General features: G+C 64.4%; 13 protein-coding genes. 4 read left to right on the forward strand and 9 right to left on the reverse strand.

All coding sequences use genetic code 11. The annotated features are described in order from the left end of the window. The first annotated feature begins 28 nt into the window (after window positions 1-28). Window positions 29-1,204, forward strand: coding sequence for an aromatic ring-hydroxylating oxygenase subunit alpha (locus LZ016_RS06730; protein ID WP_241446635.1), 1,176 nt, complete (start codon window positions 29-31; stop codon window positions 1,202-1,204). Here the strand turns inward: LZ016_RS06730 and LZ016_RS06735 are convergent. After that, window positions 1,194-1,634 (reverse strand): response regulator, encoded by a 441-nt coding sequence (locus LZ016_RS06735; protein WP_241446636.1) that lies wholly within the window; start codon window positions 1,632-1,634, stop codon window positions 1,194-1,196. The two genes, LZ016_RS06730 and LZ016_RS06735, sit on opposite strands and share 11 nt — an antisense overlap. A gap of 53 nt (window positions 1,635-1,687) precedes the next feature. On the opposite strand from LZ016_RS06735, the gene LZ016_RS06740 reads away from it, so the two are divergent. Beyond that, the gene (locus LZ016_RS06740) at window positions 1,688-2,464 is read left to right on the forward strand and encodes a pseudouridine synthase (protein WP_241446637.1); all 777 of its coding nucleotides are present in this window, start codon (window positions 1,688-1,690) and stop codon (window positions 2,462-2,464) included. Next, window positions 2,461-3,000 carry a 16S rRNA (guanine(966)-N(2))-methyltransferase RsmD gene (gene rsmD / locus LZ016_RS06745; RefSeq protein ID WP_241446638.1) on the forward strand — a complete coding sequence of 180 codons (540 nt, stop codon included), beginning with the start codon at window positions 2,461-2,463 and terminating at the stop codon, window positions 2,998-3,000. The genes LZ016_RS06740 and rsmD overlap by 4 nt, the downstream gene beginning before the upstream one ends. On the opposite strand, the gene LZ016_RS06750 is transcribed toward rsmD, so the two are convergent. The 8 genes from LZ016_RS06750 to LZ016_RS06785 form a co-directional block, all read right to left on the reverse strand. Next, window positions 2,978-3,385, reverse strand: coding sequence for a hypothetical protein (locus tag LZ016_RS06750; protein WP_241446639.1), 408 nt, complete (start codon window positions 3,383-3,385; stop codon window positions 2,978-2,980). The two genes, rsmD and LZ016_RS06750, sit on opposite strands and share 23 nt — an antisense overlap. A gap of 124 nt (window positions 3,386-3,509) precedes the next feature. Next, on the reverse strand, window positions 3,510-3,905 hold the full coding sequence (locus LZ016_RS06755; protein WP_241446640.1) for a hypothetical protein: 396 nt from the start codon (window positions 3,903-3,905) through the stop codon (window positions 3,510-3,512). A 96-nt stretch (window positions 3,906-4,001) separates the two neighbouring features. Continuing rightward, a complete protein-coding gene (gene apaG / locus LZ016_RS06760) occupies window positions 4,002-4,388 on the reverse strand; it encodes a Co2+/Mg2+ efflux facilitator ApaG/CorD (RefSeq protein ID WP_241447471.1) in 387 nt (128 codons plus the stop codon). A gap of 63 nt (window positions 4,389-4,451) precedes the next feature. Then, window positions 4,452-5,189 carry a DNA repair protein RecO gene (gene recO / locus LZ016_RS06765; protein WP_241446641.1) on the reverse strand — a complete coding sequence of 246 codons (738 nt, stop codon included), beginning with the start codon at window positions 5,187-5,189 and terminating at the stop codon, window positions 4,452-4,454. Between the two features lie 4 nt (window positions 5,190-5,193). Continuing rightward, complete coding sequence (uvrC, locus tag LZ016_RS06770) at window positions 5,194-7,137, reverse strand: excinuclease ABC subunit UvrC (protein WP_241446642.1); 1,944 nt, start codon at window positions 7,135-7,137, stop codon at window positions 5,194-5,196. A gap of 39 nt (window positions 7,138-7,176) precedes the next feature. Beyond that, window positions 7,177-7,893: an aspartate/glutamate racemase family protein gene (locus LZ016_RS06775; RefSeq protein WP_241446643.1), complete on the reverse strand. Its 717-nt coding sequence runs from the start codon at window positions 7,891-7,893 to the stop codon at window positions 7,177-7,179. A gap of 157 nt (window positions 7,894-8,050) precedes the next feature. Continuing rightward, window positions 8,051-9,547 carry an NAD(P)(+) transhydrogenase (Re/Si-specific) subunit beta gene (locus LZ016_RS06780; RefSeq protein WP_241446644.1) on the reverse strand — a complete coding sequence of 499 codons (1,497 nt, stop codon included), beginning with the start codon at window positions 9,545-9,547 and terminating at the stop codon, window positions 8,051-8,053. Next, window positions 9,540-9,845, reverse strand: a complete 306-nt coding sequence (locus LZ016_RS06785; protein ID WP_241446645.1) for an NAD(P) transhydrogenase subunit alpha part 2 — start codon at window positions 9,843-9,845, stop codon at window positions 9,540-9,542. The genes LZ016_RS06780 and LZ016_RS06785 overlap by 8 nt, the downstream gene beginning before the upstream one ends. A gap of 261 nt (window positions 9,846-10,106) precedes the next feature. Here LZ016_RS06785 and LZ016_RS06790 point away from each other — a divergent pair, with 261 nt between their 5' ends. Next, the gene (locus LZ016_RS06790; RefSeq protein WP_241446646.1) at window positions 10,107-12,395 is read left to right on the forward strand and encodes an EAL domain-containing protein; all 2,289 of its coding nucleotides are present in this window, start codon (window positions 10,107-10,109) and stop codon (window positions 12,393-12,395) included. Window positions 12,396-12,500: the final 105 nt, after the last annotated feature.

Consider the following 12,500-nt stretch of genomic DNA (forward strand, 5'->3'; position numbering starts at 1 on the left):
CGGCTGAACAGGGGGTGAGCGTTTGCACTTGCGCAGGCGTCGGCGCGAGCGCACCCTTTACCGCATGGACGTCCCTGCGAGAACTTCGCGGCCGAGCGCAGGGCAGCGCGCCCTCGCCGAAAGGATCGTGCGCGGAGAAGCGCTCGCACCTCGCGGCGTCGTCGAGCTGGATTCGTCCGTCTACATCGACCCGCTGCGCTTCGAGCGCGAGAAGCGTGCGGTCTTCGACAAGCTACCCCTGCTGCTCGCACCGTCGGCCCTGCTGCCCGAGAGGAACAGCGCGGTCGCGCATGAAGGATACGGCGTCCCGCTGATCATCTCGCGCGACAATGACGGCCAGATCCACGTCATGGCGAACGTCTGCCGCCATCGCGGAACGCGCCTGATCGAGAGCAACGAAATTGTCTCCGCGAAACGGATCGTCTGCCCTTATCATGCCTGGACCTACGGATCGGACGGGTCCCTGCTCGCGATTCCGCGGGCCGAATGCTTCCCCGGGCTCGACAAGGCCGATCGGCCGCTCAACCATTTCACCGCCTTCGAGAGCGGCGGCTTCATCTGGTTCGCGCGCGACCATGACGCCGACTTCGGCAACGTCTTCGCACTTTCCGAGGACATGGATGCGTTCGGCATGTCCGGTCTGCATCTCTATCGCCGTCGCACCCACGAGGTTGCGTCCAACTGGAAGCAGGTGATGGACGCGTTCCTCGAAAGCTATCACGTGCAGCGGCTGCATGCGGAGACGATCGCGCCCTTCTTCACCGACGGAATCTCCGCCGCCGACTACATCGGACCCCACCAACGCGCAGTCGTCGGACGGGCGGACTATCTGTCGGAGATTGACCGCGAAGATTGGGCTGCGGTGCGCCGGGTGCTGACCTATACCTACGCCTTCTTCCCGACCTCAATCCTCATCGTCAGCCCGGACTACATCAACCTACTGGTCGTGATGCCGCAAACCGTGGGCACCTGCCTCGTCGAAGATTTCATGCTGATCCCCGAGCCGCCGCGGACACCGGAGGCGGAAGCGCATTGGGAGCGAAGCTGGACCTTGCTCGACGCGGGCACCTTCGCGGGAGAGGACTTCCGCGCCGCAGCCCTGTGTCAGCGCGGCATCGAATCCGGCCTGGTGAAATCGGTTACGATCGGTGCGCTCGAACAAGGCATCGCGGCCTTCCACGAGAGGCTGGCGGCTATTCTTTAGCGACGGTCGGAACGAAGATCTCCATGCCCTTGGGCGGCTTGACCTTCTCGCCCGCCAAATGCTTGTCCACTGCATTGATGCCGAGCTTCAGCGTCCGCTCGCTGTAGGGCTTGTTGATGCAGCCGACCGCAAGCTTGACTGATTCCGCCGGCAGCTTGTGGCCCGTAGAAAAGACGATCGGAATCCCGCGGTTCTTCGCGGCGCGGGCAAGATCCATCCCAGTCTTCCGCCCGGAAAGCCGGTAATCGCTGAGGATCAGGTCGACCTTCTCGTTCTCCAGAAGCCCGATCGCATCCTCGAAGCTGTCCAAAGTCGCCACGACCTCGTAACCGAGGTCTCCAAGCATCACTTCATTGTCGAACGCGGTCAGCGGCTCGTCTTCGACGATGAGAATCCGATTGACGACGCGCTTACGCTTTCCGAACAGCATCCAGGCCCACAATCCTTATGTCTACGCCCCCGCAACGAACGAACCGAAAACCTGTGCCGCGACATCGGCCGCGACCCAGCAATTACCGGCCGAGACCCGAGCCGCGCGAGGACGGGCCGCAGCGGATCGCCAAGCTCCTGGCCCGCGCCGGCATCGCATCCCGTCGCGACGTAGAGCGCATGATCGCCGAGGGCCGCATCGCTCTTAACGGCGAAAAACTCAACACGCCCGCGACCTTACTCGAAAGCCTGGCGGGCGTGACGGTCGATGGGAAGCCCGTTCGACCGGCCGCCAAGACCCGGCTGTTCCGCTTCTACAAGCCGCAGGCCACACTCACGGCCGAGCGCGACCCCAAGGGGCGTCCGACAATCTACGATCGCCTGCCGCCCGGCCTGCCGCGGGTGATCCCGGTGGGCCGGCTCGACTTCATGACGGAAGGCTTGCTGCTGCTGACCAACGACGGCGAGCTGAAGCGGAAGCTGGAGCTGCCGAAGACTGCTGTCGTCCGCCAATATCGGGCGCGCGCCTTCGGCCATGTCACGCAGGAGCAGTTGGATCGCCTCGCCGAGGGCATCACGATCGAGGGCATCCACTACGGCTCGATCATCGCGAACCTGGAGCGCCGGACGGGGCGCAACTGCTGGGTCGAGATGAGCCTCACCGAGGGCAAGAACCGCGAAGTCAGGCGCGTACTCGCGCATCTGGGCCTGCAGGTCTCGCGCTTGATCCGCACGTCCTACGGTCCGCTCGGCCTCGAAGGCCTGGAGCCGGGCGATGCCGACGAAGTGCCGCAGGTCGAGCTCGACGCTTTCAGAGCCTCGCTGAAGTGAGGATCATCGCCGGTCAATTCCGCGGCCGTCCGTTGCAGGCGCCCGCAGGACTGGACACGCGGCCCACCACCGACCGCGTGCGCGAGGCGCTCTTCTCCATGCTCGCGAGCCGGCTCGGATCGTTCGACGAACTCTGCGTTGCGGACCTCTACGCTGGAAGCGGAGCGCTCGGCCTGGAAGCCCTGTCGCGCGGCGCCGCTCATGCGACGTTCGTGGAAAGCGACGCGAAAGCGCAGGCGGCCATCAAGGCGAACCTGGCAAAGCTTGGTCTTCTCGACCGCGCTCAGGTGATCGGCGGCTCGGCCTTGAAGCTCCCGCGCTCGGACGCGTTCGACCTGGTCCTTGCCGACCCGCCGTACGCCCCGGGCTCAGGTTCAGCCGTCGTAAGGGCCGTGGCGGATGCCGATTGGCTCGCCTCTGGCGGCTGGATGTCCGTGGAGGGCCCGCGCGGCGAGCGCATCGATCCCCTGGAATATTCCGTAGAGCTGGAGCGCGACGTCGGCCGCGCGAAGCTTACGCTGCTGCGTCGGCCTTAGCAGTCCGGTCTTCGCCAGCCCGCTTCGACGCCTCGCGGATTTCGTCGAACTCGGTGGCGATGCGGCGACCCACGGCCGCGGCAGCGGCCTTGCCCGCAGCCTTCAGCGTCTTCTTGTTGTTCCCGCCTGCGCCCTCAATGCGGCTCGACCGGCTCTCGGTGATCGCGGCCAGCGCGGCGGTAGCTCCGACGGCGAGAAGATCGATGACCAGCGGGCTTTGGAGCAGCTTGATCAAGGCATCCACCATGTCGGACTGAACGCCGTCCGAGCGGGATTTCTGCCGCGAGCTGGTCGTCATCACCCTGCTAGCCGAACCGGAAGAACTGCTCCGCTTCGTGCTCTTCCTGCCGCTGCTGTCACTCTTCGCGCTTGCCTTCTTCGCCATCGAGTCAATCTCCTTTGCGCGCTCAACCCCTGTGACGCGCCAATGTATCCCCGATGGAGTGCAAGTCTCCACCCGGCCGCAGACCGGTCCAGCCTATTCTTGGATTATTGGCAGCGTTGGGCGCTCAGCCGCGCTCGCCGGCGCTCTGCTGTTGCGGCTGATTGGTGCCAAGCGCAGTCCATCGCGACGCCGCGTTGCAGCTGCTGGTCAGGCTTACCTGCTGGCCGGCCTGAAACGGCTGGGAATAAGGCCAGCATTCGCGCGCCGATCCCGTGGACAGGCAAAGCTGGCCGCCCGCCGCCGTCCAGGTCCCCGGGACCATGTTGCCGCCCGGCGTCTGGATGCGGGCTACCCCGCCCGGATCGAAGAAGACCGTGTTGGTCACGCCGTTGGTTTCGACCTGTACCGATTGGCCCATGATCTCGGACCCCGGCGCCCACCCCGTCTGGGTCAGGCCAACCGCGGATGCGCCAAGGAGCATCGCTCCAACAAAAGCTTTGGTGATCAAACGCCCGACCATGGCAGTCTCCTCAACCGATGAGGCGCACGGATGCCCAGCCGGGGCATCTTAGCAGACAACTTTCCGAAACGGGTATTGTTTCAACCCGTAAGGGCTTCAGCTGGTCGGCGCAATCAGGGAGAACTCGGGGATCTCCACGTCGAAGGATTCTCCCTCCTCGTCGACCATCCGATAGCTTCCCTTCATCGAGCCTGTCGGCGTGTCGAGCGGGCAGCCGGAAACGTAGTCGAAGCTGCTGTCGGGCGCGATCAGCGGCATTTCGCCGACGACGCCCTCGCCATGAACCTCGTGAACGACCCCGCGCCCGTCGGTGATCTGCCAGCTTCGCGACAGCAGCTGGACCGAGAGGTCGCCGCCGTTCTCGATGCGGATGTGATAGGACCAGAACCACCGGCTGATGGACGGGTCGGACTGCTCGGCGAGATAGCTCACCGCCACGCGGACGGTAATTCCGCGCGTCGTCGCCCCATTGGGGAAGAGCATTGCGAGCGTGTCGATCGCAGTCACCGCAATGGGCTAGAATAGCTTTTGCGCGCAAACAACCGGCTAGATCAGTCCGCCCGCGCGAAGAATTCGCTCAACGAGCCGGCTTCGTGCGTCCCCGAGAGCCTGCGAACGGCCGGTCAGCACGTCCCGTTGCAGGAAGTGACCGGTGAGATCGAGCCCTTGCGCAATTTCGTCCCAGGTCGCGGCCCCGCCCGCGCGGACGAAGGGAGGAAGCGGGAGCAACTTGCCGGAATAGGGTTCGGCCTCAGCTGCGCTAACCGCAAGGCCCGACCGCGGACTGACGGCGACGAGGTCGTCATTTGAACCCGTCACGGCGCAGCGCTCGAGGTCAAGCCCGAAGCCGAGCTCGGCCAGCAGCAGCATTTCGTAGCGTACCAACGAGCTCGCCCAGCCCAGCGCCGATGGCGCCGCTTCGATCAACGCCAAAAAAGCATCCAGCCCCGCATAGAGACGCGGATAGGGCTGCGCCTCCGGCAGCACGGCGGCGGTGAGAGCCGTCACCCATTCGATTGCCGCCGCCGGCAAAGGCTCCGTCAGAAGCGGCCCGCGGCTGTGGGTGAGCTCGACCTCCGCATGGGCAAGCTGTTCCTCGGTCCGGGCACGCAGCCGCGCTTCGACCTGATTCCCCGGAACCAGCACCGGCCGCATTCGCCGACCGCGAGCACCGCGCACATAGGCGGCTTGCAGGCCATCGTCCGGAGTCATCAGGCGCACGACCGCGCCATGTTCGCCGTGATTTCTCAAAGCGCAGACGATGGCAGGTGTCTCGATCTGCACCCGGTCAACCCGCGGGATGGAAATAGTCGTAAAGCTGGCGGGCCATCGTCCTGCTGATGCCCGGCGCGCGTTCGAGGTCTTCCAGCGCCGCGCCTTTCACCGCCCTCGCCGTTCCGAAGTGCATTAGCAACGCGCGCTTGCGGCTGGGGCCGATGCCCGGGACATCGTCCAGCGTCGACGTGGTCAGACTCTTCGCCCGCTTCGCCCGATGCGTGCCGATGGCGAAGCGGTGCGCCTCGTCGCGCAGACGCTGCAGATAGAAGAGCAGCGCCGAGTTCGGCGGAAGCGTGATCTCGCGACCGCCGGGGAAGTGGAAGACCTCCCGGCCTTCGCGGCCATGATGCGGTCCCTTCGCGACGCCCACGACCGGCACGTCGTGGACCCCGGCGTCTTCCATCACTTCGCAGACCGCCGAGAGTTGCCCCTTGCCGCCGTCGATCAGGATCAGGTCGGGCCACTCGCCGCTCTGGCGGTCGGGATCGTCCTTCTCCAACCGTGCAAACCGGCGTTCGAGCACCTCCCGCATCATGGCGAAGTCGTCGCCCGGATTGGTCTCCGGGCGCTTGATGTTGAACTTGCGATAGCTGTTCTTGCGGAAGCCCTCGGGCCCGGCGACAATCATCGCACCGGTCGCGTTCGTCCCCATGATGTGACTGTTGTCGTAGACCTCGATGCGCTTGGGCACGTCGGGCAGCTCGAACGTGTCGGCAAGCTCCCGCAGGATCTTGCCCTGCGTCGTCGTCTCGGCGAGGCGGCGATCGAGCGCCTCCTCCGCATTGCGCTGCGCCTGCTCGAGCAGCTTCTTGCGGTCCCCGCGCTTCGGGACCTCGATTGCGACCCGGCGCCCGGCCCGTTCGCTGAGCGCTTCCTCCAGCACTTCCTTGTCCACCACTTCGCGGTCGACCAGAATGCGCTTGGGCGGCGGCATGTCCTCGTAGAACTGCACCAGGAAGCTGGAGAGAACTTCGGCCTCAGGCACGTCGTTGGTGTGCGCGGGAAAGAAGGCGCGGTGGCCCCAGTTCTGGCCGCCGCGAATGAAGAAGCCCTGGATCGACATCGTCCCGGCCTTGCAGGCGAGCGCAAACACGTCGGCATCGCCGAGACCTTCCGCATGCACCGTCTGGGAACCCTGGATATAGGTCAACGCACGAAGGCGGTCGCGATAAACGGCGGCGAGCTCATAATCCTGCCGCTCCGCGGCCTCGGCCATCTGCTTTGAGAGGCGAGCCTGCACGCCGGTCGACTTTCCCGACAGGAAGTTTTTCGCGTCGTCGACCAGCTCGTCATAGTCATGCTCGCTGATCCGGCCGACGCACGGGGCCGAGCAGCGCTTGATTTGATAAAGCAGGCAGGGCCGCGAGCGGTTCTCGAAATAGCTGTCCGAACAGCTCCGCAGCAGGAAAAGCTTCTGCAGCGCGTTGAGCGTGCGCGTCACGGATCCAGCGCTCGCGAATGGCCCGAAATATTGGCCCTTCAGACGGCGGGCCCCGCGATGCTTCTGCACCCGCGGGAAGGCGTGGTCCTCTCGAAGCAGGATGAAGGGAAAGCTTTTGTCGTCGCGGAGGAGGACGTTGTACGCGGGCCGGAAGCGCTTGATCAGCTGCGCTTCCAGCAGCAGCGCCTCCGCCTCCGTGCGCGTCGTGACGATCGTCATCGAGCGCGTCTGCGCGACCATCCGCTGCAACCGCTTCGGAAGCCGCGCAACCTGCGTGTAGTTGGTGACGCGGTTCCTGAGCGCCCGCGCCTTGCCGACGTAAAGCACGTCGCCGCGGACATCCTGCATCCGATAGACGCCCGGCCGTACCGGCAGCGTCTTCAGGACCTCGCGTATTGCGGCGACGCCCTTCTCCAGGTCCGGCTGGTCCGCCCCGCGCACGGCATAGGTCGCCTGCTCTTCGTTGAAGCGCTCGGACGATCGCGGATGTTCGGGACGGTCTGCCTTACTCACCGTGACGAGATAGGCGCTAGGCGCGGACTGCGCGAGGGGTCAGGCGGCGGCCCTAGCCTGCTCCTGTTCCGCCAGCATCCAGTCAACGCAGGCGCGGGCGTGGATGCTCGTCGTGTCATAGACGGGCAGGATATTGGCGCGGACGTCGACGGCGAGCACCAGCTCCGTGCAGCCGAGGACAATGGCCTGCACCTTCTGCTTGGCAAGCTCGGTGATCAGCGTCTTCAGCTTGCGCTGGCTGTCGCGGACGACCCGGCCGGCGGCAAGCTCCTCATAGATGATGCGGTCGACTTCGGTGCGCCATTCCGGCGTCAATTCGTGAACGACGATCCCGCGCTCTTCATAGGGCTCGCGAGCGAAGGGTTCTGTCATCGTGAAGCGGGTGCCGAGCAGCGCGATCCGCGTACGGCGATCGGCCGTCAGCTGCTCCGCGGTCACCTGCCGGATGTCGATCAGCGGGAGGGCGGTCGCCATCGTGACCTCGGCGTGAGCGCGATGCATGGTGTTCGACGCGAGCACCAACCCTTCCGCACCCGCCGCCTTCAGCCGCTTCGCTGCTTCCACGATCAGGGCGTTGCCGCCCGAAAGGTCGTTCGCCCGATGGAAGGCGGCATATTCCTCGAAGTCGAGGCTCTCGATGATCAGCCGCGCGCTGTGCAGCCCTCCGAGCCGCTGCGCGACGCCGCGATTGATCTGCTCGTAGTAGAGCGCGGTCGACGACCAGGTGGCACCGCCAATGATTCCAAGCTTGCGCAACGCCGCTGCCCCTTCCCCATTACCCCGAACGCTGGAACGAGGGGCTGACTCGCCCCGCTCAGGCCTTGTCTCGCAAGGTTGACGCTGCTGGCAAGCGGTAAACGCCTGATTTTACGCGAAATGAATCGCGATGCGCCGAGCCGTTGAAGCGGCAGACTCAGCCGATGTTCTTGACGATTTCCTCGACCATCTTCTTGGCGTCGGCGAGCAGCATCATCGTATTGTCGCGATAGAAGAGCTCGTTATCGACGCCGGCATAGCCGACACCGCCCATCGATCGCTTCACGAACAATACCGTCCGCGCTTTCTCCACGTCGAGGACCGGCATGCCGTAAATCGGCGAGCTCTTGTCCGTCTTGGCAGCGGGGTTCGTCACGTCGTTGGCGCCGATGACGAAGGCGACATCGGTTTGCGCGAACTCGCTGTTAATGTCCTCGAGCTCGAAGACCTCGTCATACGGCACGTTCGCCTCGGCGAGCAGGACGTTCATGTGGCCGGGCATGCGGCCTGCCACCGGGTGGATCGCATATTTCACGCGAACCCCCTGTTCCTTGAGCAGGTCGGCCATCTCACGAAGCGCGTGCTGCGCCTGGCTGACCGCCATGCCGTAGCCAGGGACGATGATGACCTGGTCGGCCTGGCTCATCAGGAAAGCGGCATCCTCGGCAGAGCCGCGCTTGTAGGCGCGGTCGATGACTTCGCCGCCACCGCTACCCACGGCATCGCCGCCGAAGCCTCCGGCTATGACCGAAATGAAGCTGCGGTTCATAGCCTTGCACATGATGTAGCTGAGGATGGCGCCGGAGCTGCCGACCAGAGCGCCGGTGATGATCATTGCGCTGTTGTGCAGCGTGAAACCCATCGCCGCCGCTGCCCACCCCGAATAGCTGTTGAGCATGGAGATCACGACCGGCATGTCCGCGCCCCCAATCGGGATGATCAGCAGGAAGCCGATCGCGAAGCTCAGCCCCATGACCGTGAAGAAAATCCACGGCGCCTGATCCTGCGTGAAGTAGCCGATGAGCCCCAGGATCGCGACGAGGGTGCCGAGATTGATGACGTGCCGCGCGGGCAGCAGGATCGGCTTGCCCGACATGTTTCCGTTGAGCTTCAGGAAGGCGATGACGGAGCCGGAGAAGGTAACCGCACCGATCGCGACGCCAAGGCCCATCTCGACGCGGCTGACCTGGAGAATGTGCCCGGCCGCGTCGACGATGCCGAATGCGCCTGGGTTGAGAAAGGCGGCAGCGCCTACCAGCACGGCCGCCATGCCGACGAGACTATGAAACGCCGCAACCAATTGCGGCATTGCCGTCATCTGGATGCGGCGAGCGATGATCAGTCCGACCGTGCCGCCCAGCGCTATCGCGACATAGATGAGAGCGGAATTCGGGTTGATCAAACGGAAGAAAAGCGAGTCACAGACGTAGGTGTCCGGAGGACAGCCATTGGCTCTGAACGTCGCGGAAAAGTCGGGAAAGTGGGTGACTAGCGTTGTCGCAACGGCGATCGCCATGCCGATCATGCCAGCCCGGTTGCCGCGGCGGCTACTCTCCGGGCTCGAAAGACCTCGCAGCGCGAGGATGAAGCAGACGCCCGCGATCAGATAGGCGAGCAGGACCCAGGCGGGCTGTGCGTGCGCCGCCTCAGGCATCCTTGCGCTCCTTCTTCTTGTACATTGCAAGCATTCGCGCGGTGACGGCGAAACCCCCGAAGATGTTGACGCTCGCTAATGCGACGGCCAGCAGGCCCAGCCACTGCGACCATCCCTGGCCGAACTCTTCCGCTGCGATCGAACCGGCGGCGATCAGTGCACCCACAACTATGACCGAGGAGATGGCGTTCGTGACGCTCATCAGCGGCGTATGGAGCGCCGGGGTCACCGACCAGACGACAAAATAGCCGACGAAGCAGGCCAGCACGAAAATCGACAGGATCGAAATGAAGTCCATCAGCCCCTCTTCAAGATCGGAAGTTCGCTAAGTTCACCCCTCAACGCGCGAGGACGCGTGAGCTCGTCAGGCATCGGAGCGGAGATATTGGGATCGGGTGCGCTGTGGTCGCGGGTCATCCGGCGCGAACATGCACAATTCGGAAGCCGTAGGACAGAGGCAAAGAATGACTCCGAGCTCGCCTGTTAACCGCGTCACGGTTTCCGTTTTGATAACCTTTCTGCGGCACAGCAGGTCTTGGGAAGGAAAAGGAAACGCTCGGTGCCATTGCGGAAGTCTCAGTCTGCTGAGTCCTCAGCGTGGAAGCTGATTGCCTGGACGGCCTTCGTCGGCCTGCTTTTCGGGCTGCTTCAACTCGGCGAAATCGCCGAGGACTTCCTGCGCACCGCGCGCAATAACCTTCACACTCATTCCGCCAGCGGGGACATCGTTGTCGTCGGCATCGACGAGGACTCGCTTCGCCAGGTCGGCCGTTGGCCCTGGCCCCGGCGGCAACACGGGCAGCTCATCGACAAGATCAGCGCCGGCGGTGCCAAGGAAATCTATCTGGACATCCAGGTCGATACTCGCGGCGATCCCGCGGACGATGCCGCCTTCGCGGCTGCGCTGCGTCGCTCGGGCAAGGTCACCGTGCCGGTGTTTTCGCGGTCGGGACCCGGGACGGAGCAAAAGGTAGGTTCGCTTCGCACCAATCCGTTCCTCAAGGATGCCCGGCTGGGCAGCGTCAGCCTCTTCTACAATTATCAGAACGCGGCGTGGCACCTGCCCTTTGCGACCCGATGGGACGGACAGGACGTCCCCACTTTCTCGGCTTTGATGGGCGGCAAGGCTTCGCCGTCCGGTGAAGCGTACATGCTCGATTATTCGATCGACCCGAAGAGCGTCCCGTTCGTTTCGGCGGGTGACCTGCTCACGGGCAAAATCGGGCTCGGCCAGTTTGCGGGCAAGAAGGTCATTATCGGCGCCGCAGCGGAAATCCTGGGCGATCAATATTTCATCCCAGGTACCGGCAAGATGCCGGGCGCCTATGTGCACACGATCGGCGCCGAAACCCTGAAAAGAGGCACGCCGGTCGAGCTGGGCTGGATCCTGCCGTATCTCGCCGCTGTCGCTATCGCCGCGTTTGTCGCGCTGAGGCGCATAGAGCGTCCGCGCAGTGTAATCTTCGGCGCGGCGACGGCGCTCTTTCTGCTCGCCCCCGCGCTGCTCGAGATGAACCTGATCTTCGTGGAGGTCGTGCCCGCCCTCGCCGTGACCTGGATCGTGTGGGGCATCCTTGCACGCCGCAGCTTCCGCACCGGCGGCCTGACCAACGCGGTTTCGGGACTTCCGAACCTGAACGCGCTGCGCAACAACCGCGCCGGTCGCACGCAGGCGCTCATCGCGGCACGCGTGCTCAACTACGACGAAATCGCCGCGGCTCTTCCCGCGGGCCAAGAGCGACAGCTGATCGAGCAGATCGTTTCTCGCCTCCGCGTCGGCTCGCCGGAACGCGTGCTCTATCAGGGCGACGGCGGCATCTTCGCCTGGTTCGAGGATTCGGAGCAGCCGGTCAGCAACCACGTCGAGGCGCTGCACGTGCTGTTTCGCAATCCTGCCCGCGTCGACGGCCTGCCGATCGATCTGTCGGTCAGCTTCGGCGTCGAGCTCGGCAGCAGCCGCACGCTTTCCAACCGTCTTGCCAGCGCGCTCGTCGCCGCCGACGAAGCGGCACACGACGGCCTCAAGTGGAAATACCACGACCCCGAGACGCTTGAGGATGCGTCGTGGAAGCTGTCCATGCTCAGCCAGCTCGACGATGCCGTCGACAAGGGCGAGGTGTGGGTCGCTTATCAGCCCAAGCTCGACCTCCAGACCCGTCGGATCGTCGGTGCCGAGGCGCTCGCGCGCTGGACGCACCCGGAGAAGGGCCCCATCGCGGCATCCGAGTTCATTGCCGCGGCCGAGCAGCATGACCGCATCGGCAAGCTGACCGACTTCGTTCTGGAAAGCGCGATCAAGTCCGCCGCCGCGCTCAACCGCAAGGACCCCGGCTTCGGAATGGCCGTGAACCTGTCCGCGCGGCTGCTCGGAGACAAAGGTTTCGTGCTTCGCCTTCGCGCAATGCTTGCGCGGCACGGGCTTGCTCCGCACCTGCTGACGCTGGAATTGACCGAGACTGCCGCCCTCGCCGGCAACGGTTCGGCTTTCGACATGCTGGCGGCGCTGCGTGAGCTCGGCGTCACCATCGCCATCGACGACTACGGCACGGGGCTTTCCACGCTCGATTATCTGAAGAAGATCCCGGCAAGCGAGATCAAGATAGACCAGAGCTTCGTGAAGGGCATGCTCGACAACCGCAGCGACCTGGTGATGGTCCAGTCGACGATCGCCCTCGCCCACTCGCTGGAACGCAAGGTCGTGGCCGAGGGCGTCGAGGACCAGACCGTTCTGGACGCACTCGTCGACATGAAGTGCGACGTAGCCCAAGGCTATGTCATCGGCCGCCCGATGAGCCTGGAAAGCCTCACCAAGCGACTTGCCGGATCGCGCCGCTCAAGCGTCGCCTGACGGCTTCCTAAAAACCACCGGTTTCCCTCTCCCAGCGGAGGCAAAATACGTGTGCGCGCAGTTTATAGTTAATGCTTTGCTAACCATGCCAGTTAAGGTTAATAT

It is taken from the genome of Sphingomonas telluris, from assembly GCF_022568775.1.
Classification (GTDB): Bacteria; Pseudomonadota; Alphaproteobacteria; order Sphingomonadales; family Sphingomonadaceae; genus Sphingomicrobium; species Sphingomicrobium telluris.

Coding starts and splice junctions, on each gene's coding strand:
- LZ016_RS06735 (WP_241446636.1), bottom strand. CDS start 1,634: ATGCTGTTCGGAAAGCGTAAGCGCGTCGTCAATCGGATTCTCATCGTC.
- LZ016_RS06750 (WP_241446639.1), bottom strand. CDS start 3,385: ATGGCGAAGAAGGCAAGCGCGAAGAGTGACAGCAGCGGCAGGAAGAGC.
- LZ016_RS06755 (WP_241446640.1), bottom strand. CDS start 3,905: ATGGTCGGGCGTTTGATCACCAAAGCTTTTGTTGGAGCGATGCTCCTT.
- apaG (WP_241447471.1), bottom strand. CDS start 4,388: ATGCTCTTCCCCAATGGGGCGACGACGCGCGGAATTACCGTCCGCGTG.
- LZ016_RS06780 (WP_241446644.1), bottom strand. CDS start 9,547: ATGCCTGAGGCGGCGCACGCACAGCCCGCCTGGGTCCTGCTCGCCTAT.
- LZ016_RS06785 (WP_241446645.1), bottom strand. CDS start 9,845: ATGGACTTCATTTCGATCCTGTCGATTTTCGTGCTGGCCTGCTTCGTC.